Source organism: Enterobacter quasiroggenkampii (assembly GCF_043972695.1).
GTDB classification, from domain to species: Bacteria; Pseudomonadota; Gammaproteobacteria; order Enterobacterales; family Enterobacteriaceae; genus Enterobacter; species Enterobacter quasiroggenkampii.
On record NZ_CP143745.1, the window covers coordinates 4,383,169 to 4,406,102 of the forward strand.

21 protein-coding genes are annotated in these 22,934 nt (G+C 56.3%); 7 read left to right on the top strand and 14 right to left on the bottom strand.

Annotated features, from left to right (window positions below; genetic code table 11):
• Nucleotides 1-40 precede the first annotated feature (40 nt).
• The 9 genes from recC to rppH form a co-directional block, all read right to left on the bottom strand.
• A complete protein-coding gene (gene recC / locus V1572_RS20860) occupies nt 41-3,415 on the bottom strand; it encodes an exodeoxyribonuclease V subunit gamma (RefSeq protein WP_063622383.1) in 3,375 nt (1,124 codons plus the stop codon).
• Between the two features lie 12 nt (nt 3,416-3,427).
• Nucleotides 3,428-3,751 carry a prepilin-type N-terminal cleavage/methylation domain-containing protein gene (locus V1572_RS20865; RefSeq protein ID WP_045909886.1) on the bottom strand — a complete coding sequence of 108 codons (324 nt, stop codon included), beginning with the start codon at nt 3,749-3,751 and terminating at the stop codon, nt 3,428-3,430.
• A complete protein-coding gene (locus V1572_RS20870) occupies nt 3,736-4,137 on the bottom strand; it encodes a DUF2509 family protein (RefSeq protein WP_395299556.1) in 402 nt (133 codons plus the stop codon). Before V1572_RS20870 ends, V1572_RS20865 begins: the two co-directional genes overlap by 16 nt.
• Complete coding sequence (locus tag V1572_RS20875; RefSeq protein ID WP_126533998.1) at nt 4,134-4,694, bottom strand: prepilin peptidase-dependent protein; 561 nt, start codon at nt 4,692-4,694, stop codon at nt 4,134-4,136. The genes V1572_RS20870 and V1572_RS20875 overlap by 4 nt, the downstream gene beginning before the upstream one ends.
• Complete coding sequence (locus V1572_RS20880) at nt 4,688-5,149, bottom strand: prepilin peptidase-dependent protein (protein ID WP_111967523.1); 462 nt, start codon at nt 5,147-5,149, stop codon at nt 4,688-4,690. The genes V1572_RS20875 and V1572_RS20880 overlap by 7 nt, the downstream gene beginning before the upstream one ends.
• A gap of 184 nt (nt 5,150-5,333) precedes the next feature.
• Nucleotides 5,334-6,128 carry a thymidylate synthase gene (gene thyA, locus V1572_RS20885; protein ID WP_014885081.1) on the bottom strand — a complete coding sequence of 265 codons (795 nt, stop codon included), beginning with the start codon at nt 6,126-6,128 and terminating at the stop codon, nt 5,334-5,336.
• A gap of 6 nt (nt 6,129-6,134) precedes the next feature.
• A complete protein-coding gene (gene lgt, locus V1572_RS20890) occupies nt 6,135-7,010 on the bottom strand; it encodes a prolipoprotein diacylglyceryl transferase (protein ID WP_048224706.1) in 876 nt (291 codons plus the stop codon).
• Between the two features lie 204 nt (nt 7,011-7,214).
• Nucleotides 7,215-9,461, bottom strand: coding sequence for a phosphoenolpyruvate--protein phosphotransferase (gene ptsP, locus V1572_RS20895; protein ID WP_032643187.1), 2,247 nt, complete (start codon nt 9,459-9,461; stop codon nt 7,215-7,217).
• A gap of 12 nt (nt 9,462-9,473) precedes the next feature.
• Entirely contained in the window at nt 9,474-10,004 is a 531-nt protein-coding gene (gene rppH / locus V1572_RS20900; protein ID WP_013098553.1) for an RNA pyrophosphohydrolase, read from the bottom strand.
• 683 nt (nt 10,005-10,687) lie between these two features.
• On the opposite strand from rppH, the gene mutH reads away from it, so the two are divergent.
• The 3 genes from mutH to V1572_RS20915 all read left to right on the top strand — a co-directional run bounded on the left by mutH (nt 10,688) and on the right by V1572_RS20915 (nt 12,899).
• Entirely contained in the window at nt 10,688-11,380 is a 693-nt protein-coding gene (mutH, locus tag V1572_RS20905; RefSeq protein WP_047747241.1) for a DNA mismatch repair endonuclease MutH, read from the top strand.
• A gap of 128 nt (nt 11,381-11,508) precedes the next feature.
• Nucleotides 11,509-11,727, top strand: coding sequence for a YgdI/YgdR family lipoprotein (locus V1572_RS20910; RefSeq protein WP_008499668.1), 219 nt, complete (start codon nt 11,509-11,511; stop codon nt 11,725-11,727).
• Nucleotides 11,728-11,858: 131 nt separating this feature from the next.
• On the top strand, nt 11,859-12,899 hold the full coding sequence (locus V1572_RS20915) for an NADP(H)-dependent aldo-keto reductase (protein WP_023309049.1): 1,041 nt from the start codon (nt 11,859-11,861) through the stop codon (nt 12,897-12,899).
• Between the two features lie 92 nt (nt 12,900-12,991).
• On the opposite strand, the gene lplT is transcribed toward V1572_RS20915, so the two are convergent.
• Both lplT and aas read right to left on the bottom strand, forming a co-directional pair.
• Nucleotides 12,992-14,185, bottom strand: a complete 1,194-nt coding sequence (gene lplT / locus V1572_RS20920) for a lysophospholipid transporter LplT (protein WP_126533999.1) — start codon at nt 14,183-14,185, stop codon at nt 12,992-12,994.
• Nucleotides 14,178-16,337, bottom strand: a complete 2,160-nt coding sequence (gene aas / locus V1572_RS20925; RefSeq protein ID WP_045909892.1) for a bifunctional acyl-ACP--phospholipid O-acyltransferase/long-chain-fatty-acid--ACP ligase — start codon at nt 16,335-16,337, stop codon at nt 14,178-14,180. Before aas ends, lplT begins: the two co-directional genes overlap by 8 nt.
• Nucleotides 16,338-16,762: 425 nt before the next feature.
• Here aas and galR point away from each other — a divergent pair, with 425 nt between their 5' ends.
• Nucleotides 16,763-17,779 carry an HTH-type transcriptional regulator GalR gene (gene galR, locus V1572_RS20930; protein ID WP_021242019.1) on the top strand — a complete coding sequence of 339 codons (1,017 nt, stop codon included), beginning with the start codon at nt 16,763-16,765 and terminating at the stop codon, nt 17,777-17,779.
• Here galR and V1572_RS20935 read toward each other — a convergent pair.
• Complete coding sequence (locus tag V1572_RS20935; RefSeq protein ID WP_395299557.1) at nt 17,740-18,225, bottom strand: GNAT family N-acetyltransferase; 486 nt, start codon at nt 18,223-18,225, stop codon at nt 17,740-17,742. The two genes, galR and V1572_RS20935, sit on opposite strands and share 40 nt — an antisense overlap.
• 220 nt (nt 18,226-18,445) lie before the next feature.
• Between V1572_RS20935 and V1572_RS20940 the strand changes: the two genes are divergently transcribed.
• On the top strand, nt 18,446-19,483 hold the full coding sequence (locus V1572_RS20940; protein ID WP_045909894.1) for a LacI family DNA-binding transcriptional regulator: 1,038 nt from the start codon (nt 18,446-18,448) through the stop codon (nt 19,481-19,483).
• Here the strand turns inward: V1572_RS20940 and lysA are convergent.
• Nucleotides 19,453-20,715 carry a diaminopimelate decarboxylase gene (gene lysA, locus V1572_RS20945; protein WP_325841874.1) on the bottom strand — a complete coding sequence of 421 codons (1,263 nt, stop codon included), beginning with the start codon at nt 20,713-20,715 and terminating at the stop codon, nt 19,453-19,455. The genes V1572_RS20940 and lysA overlap by 31 nt on opposite strands.
• Before the next feature lie 121 nt (nt 20,716-20,836).
• Here lysA and V1572_RS20950 point away from each other — a divergent pair, with 121 nt between their 5' ends.
• Nucleotides 20,837-21,769, top strand: coding sequence for a LysR family transcriptional regulator (locus tag V1572_RS20950; RefSeq protein WP_353145101.1), 933 nt, complete (start codon nt 20,837-20,839; stop codon nt 21,767-21,769).
• Between the two features lie 19 nt (nt 21,770-21,788).
• On the opposite strand, the gene V1572_RS20955 is transcribed toward V1572_RS20950, so the two are convergent.
• On the bottom strand, nt 21,789-22,337 hold the full coding sequence (locus tag V1572_RS20955) for a flavodoxin family protein (protein WP_045909897.1): 549 nt from the start codon (nt 22,335-22,337) through the stop codon (nt 21,789-21,791).
• Between the two features lie 190 nt (nt 22,338-22,527).
• Between V1572_RS20955 and V1572_RS20960 the strand changes: the two genes are divergently transcribed.
• Nucleotides 22,528-22,920, top strand: coding sequence for a helix-turn-helix domain-containing protein (locus V1572_RS20960; protein ID WP_074180413.1), 393 nt, complete (start codon nt 22,528-22,530; stop codon nt 22,918-22,920).
• Nucleotides 22,921-22,934 lie beyond the last annotated feature (14 nt).

The window sequence follows — 22,934 nt, forward strand, 5'->3', positions numbered from 1 at the left end:
ATAAATGAACACCCTTATCTGCGCAATTTTTATACAGCGCTCAGGACTGATTAAATTTAAACAACGGCAGCAGGTAGCGCTGCGCCTCTTCCGTGATAGCCTCCAGGTATTCTGGCTCGAGCGTTCGCCACAAACGCTGATACCAGACATCATCCCCTTCGCCCCGCACCATCATGTTTCCTTCGTAGGCCTGCATAAATTTGCTGCGTGCTTTCTGCAGCGAAGCCTCATCCGTTAACATCGCATCATTCTGCGCGTCATAACAGGCTTTTATCCAGGCGCCGCCACTTTCCGGCAGTAACAGGAGCGGTTTGTTCATTCCCTGTCGGTAGCCCTCAATGTACAAAGAGAGATACCCTAACGCCTGCTCGGCTTCCATCGGCGGGAAGCGCCACTCGCCCTCTTTGCGCACGAAAATCCGGCTTTCGCCTTTATACCCACCCGCACTGTAGACAAGATGTTCGAGCCAGAGTTGCAAACCCTGGGAAACGCTGAGCATAGAGGGTCGCCAGCGCAGCAGCCCATCCGGCTGAACCTGGGTTAACCAGCCCGTGAGCTGTACCCCGTTGCAGTTGAGATCGATTTCAATACTTTTCCCTGGCTGTCGGCACGCTCGTACGCGCTCTGCCAGGGCGGTCATCTCCTGACACTGCGCCTCCCAGACGATCTCCCCAAACGCTCCGTAGGGCAGCTGACCTGCAGCACGGTAGCGGCGGTAAAGTTTGTCGGCATCTTCCTCTTCAACCAGCGCGTTCAGCAGCTGCAGATTTAACTGATAGCGCTCCAGACCTTCCAGCGTAAACGGCTCTGCCTCAGGAATTTCGCTCTCTTCAGAGCGGAAGTTGACCTGCAGTCGTTGCTGGAAAAAGGCGCGCACCGGATGCGCCCAAAACCGCTGAAGCTGCTCGAAGGTCAGAGTGTCGATAGGGCGCGGGGCAAGTTCCTGAATGAAATCGGTATGCGCATTCCCTTCCTTTTTCGCCGCCGGCAACCACTCAAGGGCGTAGCTCTGGCGCTCGCTGGCAATATAGTTCACCGGGTCAAACGGCATGCGGCTGTGGAAACAGGTGATATGGGCTTTCACCCTCTGCTCGCTCTCATCACAGTTGCGCTCCTCATCTCCCGGCAGGTAGTGGCTCTGGCCGATATAGTCCACCAGCTCCTGCACCAGTACGGAGGGGAAACGCTCGCTGTTGTCCTGAATGGAACGACCGATATAGCTGATATAGAGCTTACTCTGCGCGGAAATGAGCGCTTCCAGGAAGAGATAGCGGTCATCATCACGGCGGCTACGATCGCCCCGTTTTGGGTTTGCGCTCATCAAATCGAACCCCAGCGGCGGCAGCGCGCGCGGATACACACCGTCGTTCATGCCAAGCAGGCAGACCACCCTGAACGGGATAGAACGCATGGGCATCAGAGTACAGATATTGACAGGACCCGCCAGGAAACGCTGGCTGATTCGCTCCTGGTCAAGCCGCTGCGTCAGCTCATCCCGCAATAGCGACAGCGGGATGGCCTCGTGGTAGTAGGAATTCACGCCTTCGTCGATGATAGCCTGCCACTGGGTTTCAATGAGCGCCATCGCCGCTTCGGTGTCATTGTCCGGCAGGAAGAAATCATTGAGTAGCGCCCTGCAGACAGGGAGCCATTCTTCAAGTGGACGCGGCTGCAACAGCGCATATCGCCAGCGGTTAAGCTGCATTAATAGCGATGCTAAATGCCCCACCAGTTCAGCAATTAACCCGCTGGACTCATCGTAAGGCAGCACCTCATTCCACTCGCCCTGGCTGCTTTCCATGGCATAGCCCAACAGCATACGCGTCAGGCCAAATCGCCAGGTGTGCTGCCCGGTAGGGGGAAGCTCGAATTCCTGAACGTTATCGTCATCGATCCCCCAGCGTACGCCAGACTCGTTAACCCACTGACGAAGGTAACGCAGCCCCTCTTCATTGATGTTGAAGCGTGCGGCCAGCACGGGAACATCCAGCAACGCCAGGACATCTTCGGAGATAAACCGGCTATCCGGCAGTGACAGGAGAGTGATAAACGCCTGCAATACCGGATGCGACTGGCGGGCACGACGGTCAGATATCGCGTAAGGCAGGTATCGCTCGCCCGTCGCGCTGCCAAAGACGGCCTGAATAAAGGGACTGTAGCTGTCGATATCCGCCACCATCACTACGATATCGCGTGGCGTCAGGTCGGGATCTTCCTGCAGCATCGCCAGCAGCTGGTCGTGAAGCACTTCGACCTCACGCTGCGGGCTGTGGCAAACGTGGATCGTGATGCTGCGATCGTCAGGATCCAGTTTTCGCTTATTGTCGCTGCGTTCGAACTCGTTCGCCGTCACACCCATGACGGCACGGTTTTCCAGATCCAGAATATCTAACTGGATATTATGCAGCAGGCTGTCCGGGGCGATCTCAACAAAGGCATCCACGTCACCTTCCCCTGAGGAAGTGATGTCTGAAAGCATGTGAATGTAGTCACGCCCCAGCTTTCCCCATGAGGCAAGCAGCGGATTGGGCAGGTTCTGAATACCGTCTTCATCGAAAAGCTGCCCGGCCGTCGAGCCGTCTTTAAACAGCGGGATGGATCGTTCTTCAAAAAGGCGTTTTCGTTGGCGGGTCACCAGCCGTGCCAGCCAGCGTTCGTCGAGGATATCCCCCCAGTACTGTCGGCAAGGGTTGGTAAACAAAATATGGATATCAATATGTTTACCCAGCGCATTCAACGCTTTCAGATAGACAGGGGGTAATGCGGATATTCCGCAGATAAATACGCGTGACGGCAGTCGGGCCGGGCGCTCCGACGCATTTTCAAGTATCGAGATAAACCGATCGTAGAGATTGGCACGGTGCCACTTAGGCTGGCCCAGTTTCTCCGTATGCTCTACCAGGGCTTTCCACAGCGGGGCCTGCCATATTTGCGCCTCCGGCAGGCCTTCAACCAACTCGCCCGCTTCCCAACGAATTAACCAGTCAGAGCGATAAACAAGGTATTGGTCGTAGAGATCGGCGGTGCGCGACGCCAGCTGGAACAGCTTGCGCTTGTCGGTATCGTCATTGAGGTAGTGACGCAGCATGGCAAATTCATCGTGCTGCAGCATTTCCGGCAGCAGCGCCATCAGCTTCCAGCTCATGGCCTGCTTGTTGAACGCGCTCTGCTCCGGGATATCCGGCAACACGCGGACAAACATCTCCCAGATGAAGCTCGCCGGCAGCGGAAAATCAATATTCGCGGCAATACCAAACTTGCGGGAAAGCGACATTTGCAGCCACTGTGCCATACCGGTGCTCTGCACCAGCACCATTTCAGGCTCAAAAGGATCGTCAAGCCGCTCGCGCTCAACGATAAACTCCATCAGTGCTTCCAGCACATCCAGACGATTTGAGTGGTAGACCCTTAACATAGACGCTCCCGACTACTGGCTAACCGGGCAATGCAGACGCGTTAACTCACCACGCCGCCCCAGAGGAGAAATAAGTGTAACCGTGATGCTGACACATCCTGCGAGCGTTGTCTGCCCCCGACGGGCCTGCCAGCCTGCAGGAAGAACATTTGTTGAGAGCTGAGACTGGTTCCAGGCATGGTGCCAGAGCTGGCGATACTGGTTAAATGCGGTGAACCGCGCCGCCAGCGCCCGGTGATACCCCGACAGTGCGGTCACGACCACCACCAGCAGCATCATCGCCAGCAGGACCTCAACCATGCTAAACCCTTTTTCTCTGCTCACGGCAGCTGACATAACGCGCTCTCCTTAAGAGGACAAAAATCGCTCCAGCCGTGAGGCGAAAAGCGCACATTCCCGTCGACGATCTCTCCTGCACGCCAGAGCAGCAGGTCGTTGCCGCTGGCTATCAGTAGTACACGCGCCTCACTCAGTTGACGCAAACACACTCGCCATGTCGATGTCGTTTTGCACTGGATTTGTAGCTCTGGCGCCCAGCGCTGAACACGTCCCCACTCAAGCGCGGACTGCGCCGTCGCCTGCTGCTGAAGCGAGCGGCTCTCACCGCCAACGAGCGCACTGAACGTTGTGACCTGCTGGTTTAGCCCCGTCAGGATCAGGGGACCGAGCACCAGTAAAAGCAGAACCATCGCCAGCGAAGACATCCCGCGTTGACGGCTCACAGGTTATACCCCGTGACCGTATACAACGCCTGCCAGGGTTCTCCTTTATCGCCTTTACGTCTCGCGGCCAGTTCGATATTTACCTCTGGCGCAAAACCGGCATGTTCCACTTTCCTCACGACAAAATGTGCGATCGCAAGCCTGTCCGGGTCCGTGAGCTTTTCCCACCCTTTTCCTTCACACGACGTCGCGCCACGCAGGGTTTCCAGCGCCCCCGATTCCAGACGAAAACCGGTGCTGTCATTTTCTGATGCGCTGCTATCCCAGCGACCGTTACTGTTGGCATCCCATCGCACAATGATGCAGCTCCCCTGCCTGCCGATCGCCAGCGCCTGTCCCTGGCAATTTCCCGCGCAGTATCCCGCACGCTGAAGCTGCTTGCCGAGGGCGAACAGGTCTTGCCAGACCTCTTCTTCCAGCTCTCGCTGGCCAGATTGCAGTAATACGGCCCGCTGTAGCCCGGGTAAAAAACGCGATGCGCTTATCAGCAAAAGGCTGCTCATCGCCGTGGCAATCAACACTTCTGTCAGTGAGAAACCGCACTGCCTCATCAACATGAACCTCCCTCAGAGACCTGACACATCCTGATGCGTCCTCCATTTGAGACAATAATCAACCATTCTCCAGCACGGCTTTGAACGCTTATCCGCCCCGCCCATGCCGTATCCCGTAATCCGTAGAACCCGAGGGACGGCGTGACCTCACCGATCGTGACCTCAGGCCAGAGTGGAATCAGCACAAAGGGACTGTCCTTTTCACAGCCTTGCACGGCAGAGCTCGCCAGACAGTCCCGGTCCCCCATCCGCTGACGGGTAATTTGATGGTCGCGGTTGTGGCGGTTGGCATGGTTGCGCAGAAACAGCAGGTAATCTCGCACCTGGCTGGCGGTTTGCCACAGCCGCTGCTGCCGTTGCCAGCTGTCCCAGCCGTACAGACCGGAGGCGCTAAGGATGACGACAAGCGAAACGGCGACCAGCGTTTCGATAAGCGTAAAACCGTTCTCTTTTTTCATACCGGGAGTGTGGCGAAGCGCCGTGGACATGACGAGCATCGGATCCTCGTTTTACGAGACGTCATCCGGAGAAGTGGGAGAGTTGCAGCGCGTTGCACGCTTTCTGGATAGCGCTTCGGGAAACGGGAGAAAGGCGAAAAAAAACCGGCGCTAAACAGCACCGGTTGTGTCAGGCTTTATCGCATCAGATCGCGACGGGCGCTTTGATGCCCGGGTGCGGGTCGTAGCCCTCAATCTCGAAATCATCAAAGCGATAGTCGAAGATTGATGCCGGTTTGCGTTTGATAATTAGCTTCGGCAGCGCACGCGGTTCGCGGGTCAGCTGGAGATGCGTCTGTTCCATATGGTTGCTGTAGAGATGGGTATCCCCACCGGTCCAGACGAAATCGCCCACTTCCAGGTCGCACTGCTGCGCCATCATGTGAACTAACAGCGCATAGCTGGCAATGTTAAACGGCAGGCCGAGGAACACGTCACAGGAGCGCTGATAGAGCTGGCAGGAGAGCTTTCCATCCGCCACATAGAACTGGAAGAACGCGTGGCACGGTGCCAGCGCCATTTTATCCAGCTCGCCGACGTTCCAGGCGGAAACGATGATGCGGCGCGAGTCCGGATCGTTTTTCAGCTGGTTCATCACGGTGGTGATCTGGTCAATATGGCGGCCATCAGGCGTGGGCCATGCGCGCCACTGCTTGCCGTATACCGGGCCCAGATTGCCGTTTTCATCTGCCCATTCGTCCCAGATCGAGACGTTATTTTCGTGCAGATACGCAACGTTGGTATCGCCTTGCAGGAACCAGAGCAGTTCATGAATGATCGAGCGCAGATGGCAGCGCTTTGTCGTCACCAGCGGGAAGCCTTCCTGCAGATTGAAGCGCATCTGGTGGCCAAAAATGGAGAGCGTACCGGTGCCGGTGCGGTCGTTTTTCGGCGTGCCCTCATCGAGCACTTTTTTCATCAGTTCAAGATACTGTTTCATGGTTCCTCAGGAAATCTGTTGCTGTGGACGACGACGATACGCCCAAATCATCATAATGGCACCCGCGACAATCATCGGAATGGAGAGGATCTGCCCCATGCTGATGTACTGTACCCACTCGCCGGTAAACTGTGCGTCCGGCTGGCGGAAGAATTCGACGATGATGCGGAATGCACCGTAGCCAATCAGGAACAGGCCGGAGACAGCCCCCATCGGGCGCGGTTTGCGGATAAACAGGTTGAGGATGATAAACAGCACCACGCCTTCCAGCGCCAGCTCGTACAGCTGAGACATATGGCGCGGCAGCACGCCGTAGGTATCGAAAATGGACTGCCACTCAGGATGCGACGGCAGCAGCGCCATGTCTTCCGCGCGCGAGCCCGGGAACAGCATGGTAAAGGAAACGCTCGGGTCGACGCGGCCCCACAGCTCACCGTTGATGAAGTTGCCCAGACGGCCCGCCCCGAGACCAAACGGGATCAGCGGCGCGATAAAATCGGACACCTGGAAGAAGTTGCGTTTGGTGCGTTTGGCAAAAATCACCATCACCAGGATCACCCCAATCAGGCCGCCGTGGAAGGACATGCCGCCGTCCCAGACGCGGAACAGATAGAGCGGATCGTTCAGGAATACCGGGAAGTTATAGAACAATACGTACCCAATACGGCCACCGAGGAACACGCCGAGGAAGCCCGCATACAGCAGGTTTTCAACTTCGTTTTTAGTCCAGCCGCTGCCAGGACGGCTGGCGCGACGACCCGCGAGCCACATGGCAAAAATGAAGCCCACCAGGTACATCAGACCGTACCAGTGAAGCGAAACAGGTCCTACTGAGAAAATGACCGGATCAAACTCCGGAAAATGCAGATAACCACTGTTCATCTGTCACCACAAGATGTTGTTATTCCGCTGAAAGTGGACAGCGGTAGAAATGCGATTCTGCCGTAAGCAGAGGCTCCAAAGTTGCGAATCATAGCACAAGGCGGGCGCGGAGGATGCGCCAGAGATGTAAAAGATGTGTATAGGGTTTTATGTACGCTGGTGCCCTCACCTCGCCCCTCTCCCTGTGGGAGAGGGAGAAAGGCTTTAGCGGCCGCCGCGGATCAGACCGCCCATACCGCGTCGTTCCATAAACGCCGCGACCTGATGACGGACCTCCGCTGCCAGCTGCGCCTCAAGGCTGCGTTCTGCCAGCTCGCGGGCATCATCGATGTCGATATGCCGCAACAGGTATTTCACGCGAGCAACAGCGCGACCGTTCATCGACAGATGGCGGTATCCCAGACCAATCAGGATCGCAACGCACATGGAATCCCCGGCCATTTCACCGCACAGGCGTAAATCAATGCCGTACTGCTCCGCTTCTCGGGCAATCATCGCTAAGGCGCGAATAATCGCCGGATGCAGGCTATCGTAGATACTGGCGACGCGGGTATTGTTACGGTCGACGGCCAGAATATATTGCGTCAGGTCATTGGTGCCGACAGAGATAAAATCAACGCGGTTTGCCAGCTGCGGCAGCATAAAGACCATGGAGGGCACTTCAAGCATGACCCCAATCCGCGGTTTCGGGATCGCATAGCCGATCATCTCTTCCACTTCACGGCCAGCACGTTCGATCAGCCGCCGGGACTCGTCGATCTCATCAATGCTGGTGACCATCGGCAGTAAGATGCTGAGATTGCCCGTCGCCGCGTTGGCGCGCAGCATCGCGCGCACCTGGATCAGGAAGATCTCCGGCTGATCGAGCGTAATGCGGATCCCACGCCAGCCCAGGCACGGGTTTTCTTCGCTGATCGGCATATAGGGGAGCTGTTTATCCGCCCCGACGTCCAGGGTTCGCAGGGTGACAGGTTTGTCGTTAAACATCTGCAGCATACCCTGATACTGCGCCACCTGCTCCTCTTCAGAGGGGAAACCGCTCTGCAGCATGAACGGGATTTCTGTTCGGTACAGGCCAATGCCGTCGATGCGGCTGCCCAACTTCTCTTCGTGCTCGGGGCTTAAACCGGCATTGAGCATGACTTTGATCCGCTCACCGCTCTTAAGCTGGGCGGGCAGGTTAACGTCATCTTCCGCCAGCTTGCTTAATTCATTCTCTTCGCTGATAAGACGCTGGTATTCCTGGAGCAGAACCGGCTCAGGATCGACCAGCAGCTCACCGCGATAGCCGTCGACCACCAGCGTACGTCGGTGCAGCACCGACGGCTGAATGTCCGCCCCCATAACGGTAGGGATGCCCAGCGCGCGCACCATAATAGCGGCGTGTGAGTTGGCGGCACCATCGCGCACCACCACACCGGCCAGCCTGTCCTGCGGCAGTTCAGCCAGCGTCGTTGCCGAGAGTTCGTCGGCGACCAGAACAAACCGTTTTGGCCAGGCATTCGGGCCCTGAATGGTGTCATCAAGATGGAACAGCAGGCGCTGCCCCAGAGCGCGCAGATCCCCTGCCCGCTCTTTCAGGTAACCGTCGGTCAGTGCCGCAAACTGGTCGGCAAATTTTTCGATGACCTTCTTAACCGCCCACTCTGCGACCGAGCCTTTATCCACTTCCGCAAAAAGCTCACGGCGCAGGCGCGCATCGGAGAGCAGGTGCGAATAGAGGTCGAAGATGGCCGCCGTCTCTTTTTGCGCGCCTGCGGCAAAACGCTTGCTGTAACGACGAAATTCATTCGCTGCCTCTTCCAGCGCGGCGGTGAGACGCTCGCGCTCAAGCGCTTCATCAAGCGTTGAGGCTTCGTAAACCTGCTCCATTAACGGCAGCGTGGCGTCCATCCAGCCTTCAGCAATCGCTACACCTGGCGATGCCGGAAGGGCACGAATGCGCGTATGGCGATACTGACCAAAGAGCGCGGCAAGCTGAGACTGAGAGAGGATCGCCGCCATCTGCGTGGCCAGCGTGACGAGGAAAGACTCCTCGCTTTCGTCGTACTGACGTAGCTCACGCTGCTGGACAACCAGCACGCCGAGCAACTGGCGACGCTGGATAATCGGCACGCCAAGGAAAGCGCGGAAGCGCTCTTCTTTTACGGAGGGGATGTATTTAAAGCTGGGGTGTTTTTGCGCGTCAGCAAGGTTAATGGGTTCAGCCAGTCGCCCAACCAGACCCACGATACCTTCATCAAATGCGAGCGTAACGGTGCGTCCACGTGGTTTTTTCAAACCACGGGTCGCCATCAGGTAATAGCAGCGCCGATCGTGGTCGGCCAGATACACCGAACAGACCTCGGTCTCCATCGCAAGACAGATGTCGGTGACCAGAATATTCAACGCCTCGTTCAGACGCGGCGCGCTGGCCACCTTCTCGACTATTTCTCGCAAGCGGGTGAGCATGATTTGCGTAGCTTAACCTCTTTTACGTCGCCAGGCAGGTGCGCTCTGCGGCTTAGGCGGGATCTCCTGAAGCTGCATCACCACACTTGCAAACTCTTTCATCACCCTACGGTAAACATCGCGCTTAAATGACACGACCTGACGAACAGGATACCAATAGCTCACCCAGCGCCAGCCATCAAACTCCGGCGTACTGCTGGTTTGCATATTGATGTCTGAATCGTTGCCCACCAACTGCAACAGAAACCACTTCTGTTTCTGGCCGATACAAACCGGCTTTGTGTCCCAACGCACCAAACGTTTCGGTAACTTGTAACGCAACCAGTTGCGGGTCGAAGCCAGGATGCGAACATCTTTTCGGCTCAAACCGACCTCTTCAAAAAGCTCCCGGTACATCGCTTGTTCTGGGGACTCTCCCGGATTGATCCCGCCTTGCGGGAACTGCCAGGAGTGTTGACCATATCGACGGGCCCACATCACCTGGCCCTGACGATTACAAATTACTATTCCTACGTTCGGGCGGTAGCCATCGTCATCAATCACCGGACTACCCCAAACTAAACCTTATATATGAATGATTGTTTCACACTACAGGGAGGCGGTAAACCACTCTCTTACAGGCCTGCAACCTAATAACAATTGAATAACTCACAAATAAGTGCTGAGTTATAAACAGATGAGCGACAGTGAAGGGAATTTTATTCACCTTTTCTGTGGATATAGTTGTGAAGAAGTGTCTGATTACCGATGAACAACCTCAACGACCGCCGCACACCCTCTTTTGCTCGCATTCATTAACATGATTATATTCATAGAGTTAGATGCATTTACGTAAACAAAAAACTGAATAGCGTGACGATCGTCACACCAGGGTTCGTCGTGCTGATGAAAGATCGAACAGCGTCGGTTTTATCCACAGATTGTGCCAATAAGTTAGTCACAATTTGTGTGAAAATTCGATTTTCATCGCACGTCAAGGCTGTAAATGGAAACAGTAGTCAGGGTTATGCCCAGTTATCCCATTTTTCTGTGGATAACATGGTGTAAGATCCTGTTCATTGTCAGTGACCAGATTTGAACAACCGCTTTTTCCACCCAGGCGAAACGATTTCAGACCGATAAAAAAACCTATAAATCATAGAGATGTCATATTGGTACAGAAAAAGTTAAACTCTATCCACAGGGGACAATTTCTTCGTTTATTTTTTAATCAAAAGGTTACCGTCATGCATCCGCTTACACCCTTGGGCTCACCACCGTCCAGTGAGAGCCAGTTGCTACTGCAGGCACAGCGTCTGGCCGGTTTTTCGCTTGGCGAGCTGGCAGCAATGGCCGGGCTGCCGATCCCGAAGGATCTGAAACGGGATAAAGGCTGGATCGGCATGCTGCTGGAGCTGTGGCTGGGTGCCAGCGCAGGGAGCAAACCTGAGCAAGATTTTGCAGCCCTTGGCGTGGAGCTAAAAACCATTCCTGTAGACCGCCAGGGCAAGCCGCTTGAGACCACCTTTGTCTGCGTTGCGCCATTAACCGGCAATACCGGCGTAACGTGGGAAACCAGCCACGTTCGTCACAAGCTGAAGCGCGTATTGTGGGTACCGGTTGAGGGTGAACGTCAGATTCCCCTGGCCGACCGTCGCGTTGGCGCGCCGCTGCTCTGGAGCCCGGACGAGGATGAGGAGCATCAGCTGCGTCTGGACTGGGAAGAGCTGATGGACATGATTGTTCTTGGGCAGGTTGAGCGCATCACCGCCCGACACGGAGAGGTATTACAGCTGCGCCCAAAAGCAGCCAACAGTAAAGCCCTTACCGAGGCAATCGGCGCGCAGGGTGAGCCGATACTGACGTTGCCGCGCGGTTTTTATCTCAAAAAGAATTTCACCGGCGCACTACTCGCACGTCATTTCCTGTTGAAAACATAGTTTTTTACTTATTTTGAGAGCTCTCAAACATAATCGACTGCTTTTTAAGATTTTACCGCTTCCTCAACTCGCCATATCGGGTTAATACTAGATTATGATTTGATACAAGCCAGATGAGGACGATAACGATGAAAAAATGGGCAGTATTAGTGTCAGCAGTCGGTTTAGCGTTTGCCGTATCGGGCTGTAGTAGCGATTACGTCATGGCGACAAAAGATGGTCGAATGATCCTGACCGACGGTAAACCCGAAGTCGACGATGATACTGGTCTGGTCAGCTACCGCGACCAGGAAGGCAATAAAATGCAGATCAATCGCGACGAAGTATCGCAAATTATCGAGCGATAATCAGAGAGAGGTCAGTCGCTTGCTGGCCTTTTTGATTTTTTTCTTCCCCTTTTGCTTCCCCTCTGCCATGTTTATATTCCTTTGTCGGGTACGCCCTGACGCGGTTTATATGTCTACTGAGGAAGCCGGCTATGCATTATCACCGTATCCCCCACAGCGCTCTGGAAATTAGCCAACTGGGGTTGGGCACGATGACATTTGGTGAACAAAACAGCGAAGCCGATGCCCATGCACAACTCGATTATGCCGTCAGCCAGGGCATTAACCTGATTGATGTCGCAGAGATGTACCCTGTTCCGCCACGTCCTGAGACGCAGGGACTGACCGAAACCTACGTCGGTAACTGGCTGGCAAAACGCGGCAACCGTGAAAAGCTGGTGATTGCCTCCAAAGTCAGCGGCCCCGCGCGCAACAACGATACCGGGATCCGCCCGAACCAGATCCTCGATCGCAAAAATATCCGCGCCGCGCTGGACGCCAGCCTCAAGCGCCTGCAAACCGACTATCTCGACCTGTACCAGGTACACTGGCCGCAGCGGCCAACCAACTGCTTTGGCAAGCTCGGGTACAGCTGGAATGAGAGCGCCCCCGCGGTGACGCTGCTGGAAACGCTGGAAGCGCTGACCGAATGCCAGCGTGCGGGAAAAATCCGCTACATTGGCGTGTCTAACGAAACGGCCTTTGGGGTCATGCGCTATCTGCACCTGGCGGATAAGCACGATCTGCCGCGTATTGTGACTATTCAGAACCCGTACAGCCTGCTTAACCGCAGCTATGAAGTGGGTCTGGCCGAAGTGACGCAGTATGAAGAAGTGGAACTGCTTGCTTACTCCTGTCTCGGCTTCGGCACCCTGACGGGGAAATACCTGAACGGCGCGAAACCGGCCGGGGCGCGTAACACCCTCTTTAGCCGCTTCACCCGCTACAGCGGCGAGCAGACGCAGAAAGCCGTTGCCGCTTATGTGGATATCGCGAAGCGTCACGGCCTTGACCCTGCGCAGATGGCGCTGGCCTTCGTGCGTCGTCAGCCGTTTGTTGCCAGTACCCTGCTGGGCGCAACCACGATGGAACAGCTGAAAACCAATATTGAGAGTTTCCACCTGAACCTGAGTGAAGAGGTGTTAGCGGAGATTGAAGCAGTGCATCAGGTTTATACTTATCCTGCACCATAGCCTGACGCTTTTGCCCGCTGGCGCTACGCTTACCGGGCCTACAGGTGCTCAAACCCAGGCCGGGTAAGGCGAAGCCGCCACCCGGCCAGATATCAACGGCGACGTTGCCACATCCACAAACCCGCAATCGCAATCGCAAACAGCCCGCCAAACCCGACGCCAATCCCCACCACCGGCACACCCACTTTTACCGCCAGCGAGTAGAGCCCCAGCATGAACAGCATTGCCAGGTTTTCACCCAGGTTTTGTACCGCAATGGCATTGCCTGCCCCGACGGTCTGCTTGCCCCGCTCCTGCAGTAACGCATTCAGCGGCACTACGAAGAAGCCCCCCAGAATACCAATCAGGATGAGGAGGGCATACGCGGGCAATAACGCATGCTGCAGCGAGAAGATAAGCACCACGACGCCAATCAGGATCCCGGCGGGCATGCAGCGTGCGACCGTCTCCAGCGTGACCAACTTCGCCGCCGCGCCCGCCCCAACCACAATCCCGATAGCCACCATCGCATTAAGATAGGTTGGCGTCGCGTTGTCCGTAATGCCCAGCGCCACCGGCACCCACAGAACCAGCAGGAAGCGCAGGGTGACGCCCGCGCCCCAGAACATGCTGGTCCCCATCAGGGAGAAACGCGTTTCACCGTTACGCCACAGCACGCGGCAGGCGGTAAAGAAACTGCCGGTCATCGGTTTAAATCGCCAGGATTGACCCGGGCGAGCCGCAGGCAGCTTCGGAATAAACAGGTTCGCCACGACCGCCCCGCCATACACCACCGCACACACGCCCAGTGCCGCCAGAACATGCCAGTCGGCCAGCACGCCGCCCGCAACGGAGCCAATCAGGATAGCGGCAATAGTAGATGACTCCATCAGACCATTGGCTTTCACCAGCTTATCCCCGGTGGTCAACTCGCCGAGAATGCCGTACTTCGCCGGGGAGTAGGCGGCGGCTCCAATGCCCACCAGCGTGTAGCCAATAAACGGATTGAAGCCAAAGCAAATGCTGGCCGCCCCCAGCAGCTTGAGACCGTTGGCAAACATCATCACCCGGCCTTTCGGGAAACTGTCCGCCACCTGCCCCACAAATGGAGCAAAAATAATGTAAGCGCCCACAAACACCATCTGCAGGATCGGCTGACTCCAGTCGGGGTAAAACTCGGCTTTCAGCAGCGCCAGCGTGGCAAACAGCAGCGCGTTATCGCCGAACGCAGAGAGAAACTGCGCGGCAATGACGGCCATCATGCCTTTCGACCTGAGGGATGTGTTAGTGTGTACTGACTCACGCATTTTGCTGTTCCGCCTCTTCAACCATGCCTTTCAGGGTCACGAAATCTGGCTTCCCGCTGCCCAGTACCGGGAGCTGTTTCAGGTAGCGAATATCGCGCGGCACGGCCAGTTCAGGAATACCGTGTTCACGCGCATAGCTCAGTAACCTGTCGCGCTTAAGCTCACCGTCGGTCGTAAACAGCACCAGCGCCTCGCCTTTGCTGGCATCGCTCTTCACCACCGTGGCGTGCATCTTCTCGGCGGACACTGCCGTCGCCAGTTGCTCCACCATTTCCAGAGAGACCATTTCGCCGGCAATTTTGGCGAAGCGTTTCGCGCGTCCCTGAATCTGTACAAAGCCCTGTTCATCGAAACGGACGATATCCCCGGTGTCGTACCAGCCGGTTTCAACCTCGCCGTTGACGTTTTCCGCCGTCGGCGCTTCCAGCACGCCCGGGTTTTCCACGCGCAGATACCCGTTCATCACGTTTGGCCCTTTGAGCTGCAGGCGGCCACCGTCCTCAATGCCCGGCACCGCCAGCAGACGCGCGTCCATCCCCGGCAGAATTCGGCCAACCGTACCCGGTTTCGCCGCCATCGGCACGTTAATCGAGACCACGGGCGCACACTCGGTAACGCCATAGCCTTCGAGAATGCGCAGGCCAAACTTGTCCTGCCAGATCTGGCGCGTGCTCTCCTGCAGTTTTTCCGCACCAGCCACCACATACCGCACGCGATAAAAATCATACGGATTGGCGAAACGCGCATAGTTCCCCAGGAAGGTTGAGGTCCCGAACAGAACGGTACAGTTACGGTCATACACCAGCTCCGGCACAATGCGGTAATGCAGCGGGCTCGGGTAGAGGAACACTTCTGCGCCGGTCAGGAGCGGCGTGAACAGCCCCACCGTCAGGCCAAAGGAGTGGAACAGCGGCAGCGCCGACATAAAGCGGTCGTTCGCGGTAAAGTCGGCGATACTTTTAATCTGCTCAACGTTCGCCAGAATGCTCTTGTGGCTGTGGACGACGCCTTTCGGGTTGCCCTCTGAGCCTGACGTGAAGAGGATAATGGCGTCATCTTCCGGCTGCTGTTTGACCTGCGCCAGACGCGGCACCAGCAGATGCGCAAAAATCCACAGCTTGTCGCCGGTGGTCACGTCCGCTTTCAGATCCTCCAGGAAGACCCAGCGCACCTGGGTGAGCTGCTCGGGAAGATGCCAGAGCTTGCCTTTGTCCAGAAACTGACGGGAGGTAAAGACGGTATTAATCTGAGCGGCAGTAATGGCGCTAGTCAGCCCCTTCACGCCCGCCGTGTAGTTCATCATCGCCGGGATCCGGCCCCGGGAAACCGCGCCGAAAATCACCGCCGCGCTGATGCCCGCGTTAGGCAGCATCAGGCCAATCTTTTCGCCCTTTTTGCTGTACTTCTCCAGAATACGGCCCACAAACAGGGTCTTGGTCAGCAGTTTGCGATAGGTATCCGGGGTAAAGTTGATGTCTTCGATGCAGTTTTTCTTCGCGCCATAGCGGTACTGCGCGGAAAGCAGGGATTCGTAGAGCGTTTCGCGCGGGCGCACGGCCATACGCGCTTCCATCATAATCTGATGCAGCATTTCCCCGGCGATTTTACGGCGATCGCGGGCACGCGGCGCGTCGGGCATCGGTAACGACGTTGGCGGCAGGATATGCAACGTGATTTTGGGGAACAGACGCTGCTTCACCAGCCCCTTGAGACGGCTGAAATGGGTCAGCTCCGCGCCTTCAATACGCAGCGGCACCACGGTTGCTTTTGACTTCGCCGCGACAAACCCCGCGCCGTCGTAGATTTTCATCAACGAACCGGTCACGGAGATACGCCCTTCCGGGAAAATGACCACCGGGCGCCCCTGCTCGACCAGGCGTACCAGATGTTTAATCATCATCGGTTTTGTCGGGTCGAGCGGGACAAAATCAATCAACGGCGTGAGCCAGCGCATGTACCACTGCTGGCTGATGGAGGTATACACCGCAAACACCGGGCGCACGGGCAAAAACAGCGCCAGCAGAATGCCGTCTATAAAGGAAACATGGTTTGGTGTGATGAGAACGCGTTCGCCGCGAAGCGCCCGGGCATCGCCGGTGATGCGGATGCGAAACAGAATACGGAAAAGCGTACGGAAGAACCCAAATAGCATCTCAACTCCCTTTGCCAGCCAGTGTGGAGGGTCGATAGTAAATGGTGGCAGATTACACGAGAAGTGGTAAGGGAGCGACAGCAAAAGTGGAGGCGAAAAAAAACCTGCGCATCCGCGCAGGTTGGTGCAAGAGATGAGTACGAAACCGTACTAAGAATTCTCACCAATCAATACCTCTGGGATCTCAACTGTATCAACCTCTTTAACACCCTTGCTATCGGACAATCGCAACAGCCTGAGGCAAAGTGTAACTAAAGGTTCAGATTCACATTCTTCAGACATGACTGGGCGTGTAACGATTACACCGCCAGGGGTGTGCTGCGTCACGTTTGTGGAGCGCGAAAATCCGCTCCCCTTGAATGCACGCCGCTTTTCCGCAACACTATTTGGTGTGTAAACGCTTACCCCCAATAAGAAGGTAATGAATGGCGACAATAAAGGATGTGGCCCGTCTGGCAGGCGTGTCGGTGGCAACCGTCTCGCGCGTAATTAATGATTCACCAAAAGCCAGTGACGCATCACGTCAGGCGGTACAAAGCGCCATGGAATCCCTGAATTATCATCCCAATGCCAATGCCCGCGCGCTCGCCCAGCAGTCTACAGAAACCATCGGGCTGGTGGTGGGGGATGTTTCCGATCCCTTTTTCGGCGCCATGGTGAAAGCGGTTGAACAGGTGTCTTATCAGACAGGCAATTTTTTGCTGATCGGCAATGGCTATCATAACGAACAAAAGGAACGCCAGGCCATTGAACAGCTGATCCGCCACCGCTGTGCGGCGCTGGTGGTTCACGCCAAAATGATCCCGGATGCCGAACTGATTCATCTGATGAAGCAGATGCCGGGCATGGTGATTATCAACCGCATTATTCCCGGCTTTGAGAAACGCTGTGTGGCCCTCGACGACCGCTACGGCGCCTGGCTTGCCACGCGGCATCTGATTCAGCAGGGCCATACCCGAATTGGCTATCTCTGTTCCAATCACCCGATTTCCGATGCGGAGGATCGCCTGCAGGGCTACTACGACGCCCTGCGTGAAAACGGGCTGCCGTGTAATGACCGTCTGGTGGCCTACGGTGAACCGGACGAGAGCGGCGGTGAACAGGCCATGACCGAGCTGCTGGGTCGCGGACGGAATTTCACGGCGGTTGCCAGCTATAACGACTCTATGGCCGCAGGAGCGATGGGGGTGTTGAATGACAACGGGATTGAGGTACCGGCCGAAATTTCGCTGATTGGCTTCGATGACGTGCTGGTCTCCCGCTACGTTCGCCCGCGTCTGACCACCGTGCGCTACCCAATCATCACCATGGCAACGCAGGCCGCCGAGCTGGCACTCGCGCTGGCTGAACAGCGTCAGCCGCCGGAAATAACGCATCTGTTTAGCCCGACGCTGGTCCGTCGTCACTCCGTTGCGTCGCCTGCAGAAGCGCAGAGCGAATAACGGTAGAGGTGAACCCGCGTGTTGGGGTATTCCAGCCCATCACCGATATACTGCCAGCCGTAACGTTCGTAGAAGTCGCGGCAGGCAGACCAGAGATGGAGTTCCTCATACCCGGACTGCGCGGCGTAAGCGATAACATGCCGCTGAAGTTCTCCCGCCAGCCCCTTGCCTCGCGCCGCGTCGTCAACGTACAGTGCCGCCAGCCACGGAAAGAGATCCTGACGGGTGATCAAATCGCAGCGCCAGAGCCCCACCGAACCAAGAAGCTTTTCGTCCTCAACGGCAATAAACGTCAGCGGTAATGCCCCCGGCGTCTGGCTGTGCTCAACAATACTGTGGAAAAATTCCCGGGGAAGCCCTTCGCCAAAGGCCTGCCAGATCCAGTCGGTAACCTGCTCAGCATACTGCGGTGCATCGTAAAGCGGGAGGATAACTGTCTTTTTCACGTTTCACCTGCGTATTCTCATTAATGGGCTGGCCTGACGTCTCCAGCTCGATTGGCGATCATTTTACCAGAGTCAGACTATTTAGTTTGACTTCAGGCAGGCCTGACGAATCGTTACCAAAAAGCGTGATCGTGGCGGAATTTTTGCGCTTCCCGCATCGCTTATACGGCGTAAGCTCTGTGTTAAACTGCAGATCATTACGTGGAAGCAGGAATGTAGAATGGCAACAATGCTGGATGTCTCACTGCGCGCGGGCGTGTCGAAGGCCACGGTATCGCGCGTGCTGAACGGCACGGGTCAGGTTAAAGAGAGTACGCGTCAGCAGGTGTTTGCTGCGATGGAAGAGCTGGGCTATCGGCCGAACTTTCTCGCACGCTCGCTGGCTAACCAGACCAGCAACAGCATTGGTCTGGTCGTCTCGACCTTCGACGGCTTTTACTTTGGCCGCCTTCTCCAGCAGGCGTCGCGGCAGACTGAAACCCACGGGAAACAGCTGATCGTCACCGACGGTCACGACGCGCCGGAACAGGAAGAACAGGCGGTGCAGATGCTGGCCGATCGCCAGTGCGATGCCATCGTGCTTTATACGCGCTATATGAGCGAAAAAGCGATCATCAAACTGATGAACTCGGTAAAAACACCGCTGGTGGTCATTAACCGTGAAGTGAGCCAGGCGCCGGATCGCTGCGTGTTCTTCGAACAGCAGGATGCCGCATTTAAGGCTGTGGATTATCTGATCGAACAGGGGCATCGGGAGATCGCCTGTATCACCGTCCCGATCCATACCCCAACCGGGAAAGCGAGGCTGATGGGCTATCGCAAGGCGCTGGAAAAGCACGGCATCCGTCTGGACGAGCGTCGGATAAAGTACGGCGATGCGGGAATGACCGGGGGATATGAGCTTTGCAAGGAATTGATTGCCGACGGTGTATCGTTTAGCGCCCTGTTTGCCTGTAACGACGACATGGCGCTGGGCGCGTCCAAAGCGTTGCACCAGGCGGGGCTTAAAATCCCGCAGGATATTTCACTGTTCGGCTTTGACGATGCCCCTAGCGCGAAATGGCTGGAGCCTGCGCTCTCATCGGTTTATTTGCCCATCGACAATATGATTGTCACCGCCATCGATCAGGCGATCCGGCTGGCAAGAAACCAGCCGGTCGATGCCATCCCGCCGTTTACCGGCACGCTGGTCTTACGCGATTCGGTCACCACCGGGCCCTACTTTACTCAGATGAGTTCTAAAGCCAGCAGTTCCTGAATGGTCTGGCGACGGCGGATCAGCCGCGCCTTGCCGTTATCAAACAGCACTTCCGGCAGCAGCGGGCGGCTATTGTAGTTAGAGGACATTGACGCCCCGTACGCGCCGGTGTCGTGCAGCACAAGGTAATCACCCGGCTTGACCTCTGGCAGCGCGCGGGTTTCTACTTTGCCGCCTTCCTGCTGGGTAAACACGTCACCCGATTCGCACAGCGGCCCCGCAACGACCGTCTCAACGCGCGGCGCCTGCGTTAAATCGCGGCCGTCGGCAGCCAGGGCGGTAATGTGGTGATAGCTGCCGTACATGGACGGACGCATCAGGTCGTTAAAGCCCGCGTCAATCAGTACGAAGTGGCGAGACCCCATCTCCTTCACGCTGCGCACCTGCGAAACCAGCACACCGGCTTCTGCCACCAGGAAACGGCCCGGCTCAATTTCCAGTTTTACCGCGTGGCCAAGATGCGCGGCGATTTGATCGCGCGCGGCGCTCCACAGACCGTAATAGTGATCGGTATCGATCGCCTCTTCCCCTTCGCGATAAGGAATGGAGAGACCGCCGCCCGCAGAGATCGCCTCCAGATCCTGACCGAAGTCGACAACCTGACGCACCATCGCGCCGCACACCTGCTCCAGGTGGCCGTAATCCACCCCTGAGCCAATGTGCATATGAATCCCCACCAGCTTCAGGCTGTAGCGTTGTAATACCTCCAGCGCGGCAGGCATATCGGCATACCAGATCCCGTGCTTGCTGTTTTCGCCGCCGGTATTGGTTTTTTGGCTGTGGCCATGACCAAAGCCCGGGTTCACGCGCAGCCAGACGCGATGGCCGGGAGAAACCTGACCCAACTGCTCCAGCATATCCACAGAACCGGCATTCACCGGGATCTGCAGCTCGTGAACGCGCGCCAGCGTCGCATCGTCGATCACATCGGCGGTAAAGACGATCGCGTCGCTGTCGGCTTTCGTATCGTATCCGGCCGCCAGCGCGCGCTCGATTTCGCCGAGTGAAACGGAGTCCACCTTCACGCCCTGCTCGCGCATCAGGCGCAGAATATGAATATTGGAGCAGGCCTTCTGGGCAAAACGCACCACGTCGAACTGATGCAGGGCGGCGATCTTCTCGCGGACGATCTGCGCGTCGTAGACCCACACCGGGCAGCCAAACTCGGCAGGCAGGCGCAGCAGGTTGTCGGCGTTCAAATCGGTATCAGTCTGGTTCAGCGGGCGTGGCATGGTCTTCTCCGGATAAATGCGTTTTGATGATTACGCCACAGCGCAAAGAGAATAAAAAATATCGTTTTATCGCGAGTCTATGCAAAAATGATATGGACAGTTCTTTGCTTTCAGGTGCCCTATGCCCGCCGTCAATTTACGCCATATCGAGATTTTCCACGCCGTGATGACCACCGGCAATCTCACCGAAGCCGCACAGATGCTGCATACCTCGCAGCCGACGGTAAGCCGCGAGCTGGCCCGCTTCGAGAAAGTGCTGGGGCTGAAGCTGTTCGAACGCACCCGGGGCAGGCTTCACCCGACGGTACAGGGGTTACGTCTGTTTGAGGAAGTCCAGCGCTCCTGGTACGGGCTGGACAGAATAGTGAGTGCCGCGGAAAGCCTGCGCGAGTTTCGCCAGGGCGAGCTGTCGATTGTCTGCCTGCCCGTCTTCTCGCAATCCTTTTTGCCGATGCTGCTCCAGCCCTTTCTGGCCCGCTATCCGGAGGTCAGCCTCACCATCGTGCCGCAGGAGTCTCCCCTGCTTGAAGAGTGGCTTTCGGCTCAGCGTCATGATTTAGGGATAACCGAGACCCTCTCCTCCCCAGCGGGCACGGCGCGCACGGAGTTGCTCTCATTAGATGAAGTGTGCGTTCTGCCCGCCGGACATCGGCTTGCCGGTAAGGCGGTACTCACGCCGGAAGATTTCCATGGGGAAAACTATATTAGCCTGTCGCAGACCGACAGTTATCGACAGCTGCTGGATACCCTGTTTGCCGAGCATCAGGTAAAACGGCGAATGGTGGTAGAAACGCACAGCGCGGCCTCGATTTGTGCGATGGTGCGCGCAGGCGTCGGCGTCGCGGTGGTGAATCCGCTTACGGCGCTGGACTATGCGGAAAGTGGAATTATTGTGCGTCGGTTTAGCGTCTCGGTTCCTTTTACCGTGAGCCTAATCCGCCCATTGCATCGCCCGGCGTCGGCGCTGGTGGAGGCGTTCAGTGAGCATCTGCAAGGAGGGCTAAGTATGTTGACCGACCGGCTGAATAAGATGTTGAATCAGACGCCCCACTAAACAGCGGGCGCCTGAACACTCAGTTAAAACGTTTCGCAATAGCCGCTACACGCTCGCCGAATTTCACCGCGGTTTGCAGATCGCCGCTGGCAATGGCGCCAGCATCAGCATCTGAAGGAGACTGCACCAGTAAACCAACAGAACCGCCCAGATTATTAATGTCCTGACGGGTAGCGGCAAGCGTATTTGACGGCGGTAGCCCCAGGCTCACCCAAATCCCACCGTGTTGAGAGGCCAGCGTTTGCAGGTATTGTAACGACACCTGCTTATCACCGTTCAGGCTTGCGCTGTTGCTGAAGCCCGCGAACACTTTGTCCTGCCAGCTACGCACAAACCAGGCTTTAGAGGTCGCATCAGCGAATTTCTTAAACTGCCACGGTACGCTTCCCATGTAGGTTGGCGCGCCAAAAATAATCGCTTTAGCATCGTTGAGTTTTTGCCAGTCGCTTTCCTGAATATCGCCATTGCTGTCAATAGCGATCAGCTCAGCCTGCGCGCCCTCGGCGACTGTTTCTGCAACGCGTTTAGTATGACCGTAGCCAGAATAATAGATAACTACAACGCTCATGATTTATCTCCTGATGCAATATTGCCTTGTGAGTCAAACGATTAAGACGATTTTAAAATTGCTCTGCGAGCCCGTTGCCATTTTCGGTTCCCTGGTATCAAATAGAAACCTTACGTCGTTTTATACACGCAAATATTCACGGGCGTAAGAAGGCACTTTTATCTCACCTGGTTACCTCGAGGGAACCACCATGACCCCTACAGCAGTATTGAAAAAGGAGATGCCTCCTTACAACGTGTTCGATGAGCGCTGCCCGACACGCGGCGTGCTGACGCGTATCGCCGATAAGTGGGCACTGTTAATCCTTGCGCGCCTTGAGAATGGACCGATGCGCTTTAATCATCTTCAACGCGATATTCAGCGAATCACCAAAAAGGTGCTGACCCAGTCTTTACGCAAGCTGGAACGAGATGGGCTGGTGTCGCGAAAGATATTCGCCACGGTACCTGTCACAGTCGAGTACAGCCTGACGCCGCTTGGCCAGACGTTAACTGAAACGGTCACGGTGCTGGCGCACTGGGTGGAAAATAATATTGATGCTATTGTGGCGGCGCAATCCGCTTATGACGCCGCCAACACATAAACCAGAACCGGATG

Excerpts from the sequence above, each read along its gene's own strand:
- aas (WP_045909892.1), bottom strand. The coding sequence starts at position 16,337 with ATGCTATTTGGGTTCTTCCGTACGCTTTTCCGTATTCTGTTTCGCATC.
- lysA (WP_325841874.1), bottom strand. The coding sequence starts at position 20,715 with ATGCCACGCCCGCTGAACCAGACTGATACCGATTTGAACGCCGACAAC.
- ptsP (WP_032643187.1), bottom strand. The coding sequence starts at position 9,461 with ATGCTCACCCGCTTGCGAGAAATAGTCGAGAAGGTGGCCAGCGCGCCG.
- V1572_RS20950 (WP_353145101.1), top strand. The coding sequence starts at position 20,837 with ATGCCCGCCGTCAATTTACGCCATATCGAGATTTTCCACGCCGTGATG.
- V1572_RS20865 (WP_045909886.1), bottom strand. The coding sequence starts at position 3,751 with ATGTCAGCTGCCGTGAGCAGAGAAAAAGGGTTTAGCATGGTTGAGGTC.
- galR (WP_021242019.1), top strand. The coding sequence starts at position 16,763 with ATGGCGACAATAAAGGATGTGGCCCGTCTGGCAGGCGTGTCGGTGGCA.
- V1572_RS20880 (WP_111967523.1), bottom strand. The coding sequence starts at position 5,149 with ATGAAAAAAGAGAACGGTTTTACGCTTATCGAAACGCTGGTCGCCGTT.
- mutH (WP_047747241.1), top strand. The coding sequence starts at position 10,688 with ATGCATCCGCTTACACCCTTGGGCTCACCACCGTCCAGTGAGAGCCAG.
- V1572_RS20910 (WP_008499668.1), top strand. The coding sequence starts at position 11,509 with ATGAAAAAATGGGCAGTATTAGTGTCAGCAGTCGGTTTAGCGTTTGCC.
- V1572_RS20915 (WP_023309049.1), top strand. The coding sequence starts at position 11,859 with ATGCATTATCACCGTATCCCCCACAGCGCTCTGGAAATTAGCCAACTG.
- recC (WP_063622383.1), bottom strand. The coding sequence starts at position 3,415 with ATGTTAAGGGTCTACCACTCAAATCGTCTGGATGTGCTGGAAGCACTG.
- lgt (WP_048224706.1), bottom strand. The coding sequence starts at position 7,010 with ATGAACAGTGGTTATCTGCATTTTCCGGAGTTTGATCCGGTCATTTTC.
- V1572_RS20960 (WP_074180413.1), top strand. The coding sequence starts at position 22,528 with ATGACCCCTACAGCAGTATTGAAAAAGGAGATGCCTCCTTACAACGTG.
- thyA (WP_014885081.1), bottom strand. The coding sequence starts at position 6,128 with ATGAAACAGTATCTTGAACTGATGAAAAAAGTGCTCGATGAGGGCACG.
- lplT (WP_126533999.1), bottom strand. The coding sequence starts at position 14,185 with ATGCGTGAGTCAGTACACACTAACACATCCCTCAGGTCGAAAGGCATG.
- V1572_RS20955 (WP_045909897.1), bottom strand. The coding sequence starts at position 22,337 with ATGAGCGTTGTAGTTATCTATTATTCTGGCTACGGTCATACTAAACGC.
- V1572_RS20875 (WP_126533998.1), bottom strand. The coding sequence starts at position 4,694 with ATGTTGATGAGGCAGTGCGGTTTCTCACTGACAGAAGTGTTGATTGCC.
- V1572_RS20940 (WP_045909894.1), top strand. The coding sequence starts at position 18,446 with ATGGCAACAATGCTGGATGTCTCACTGCGCGCGGGCGTGTCGAAGGCC.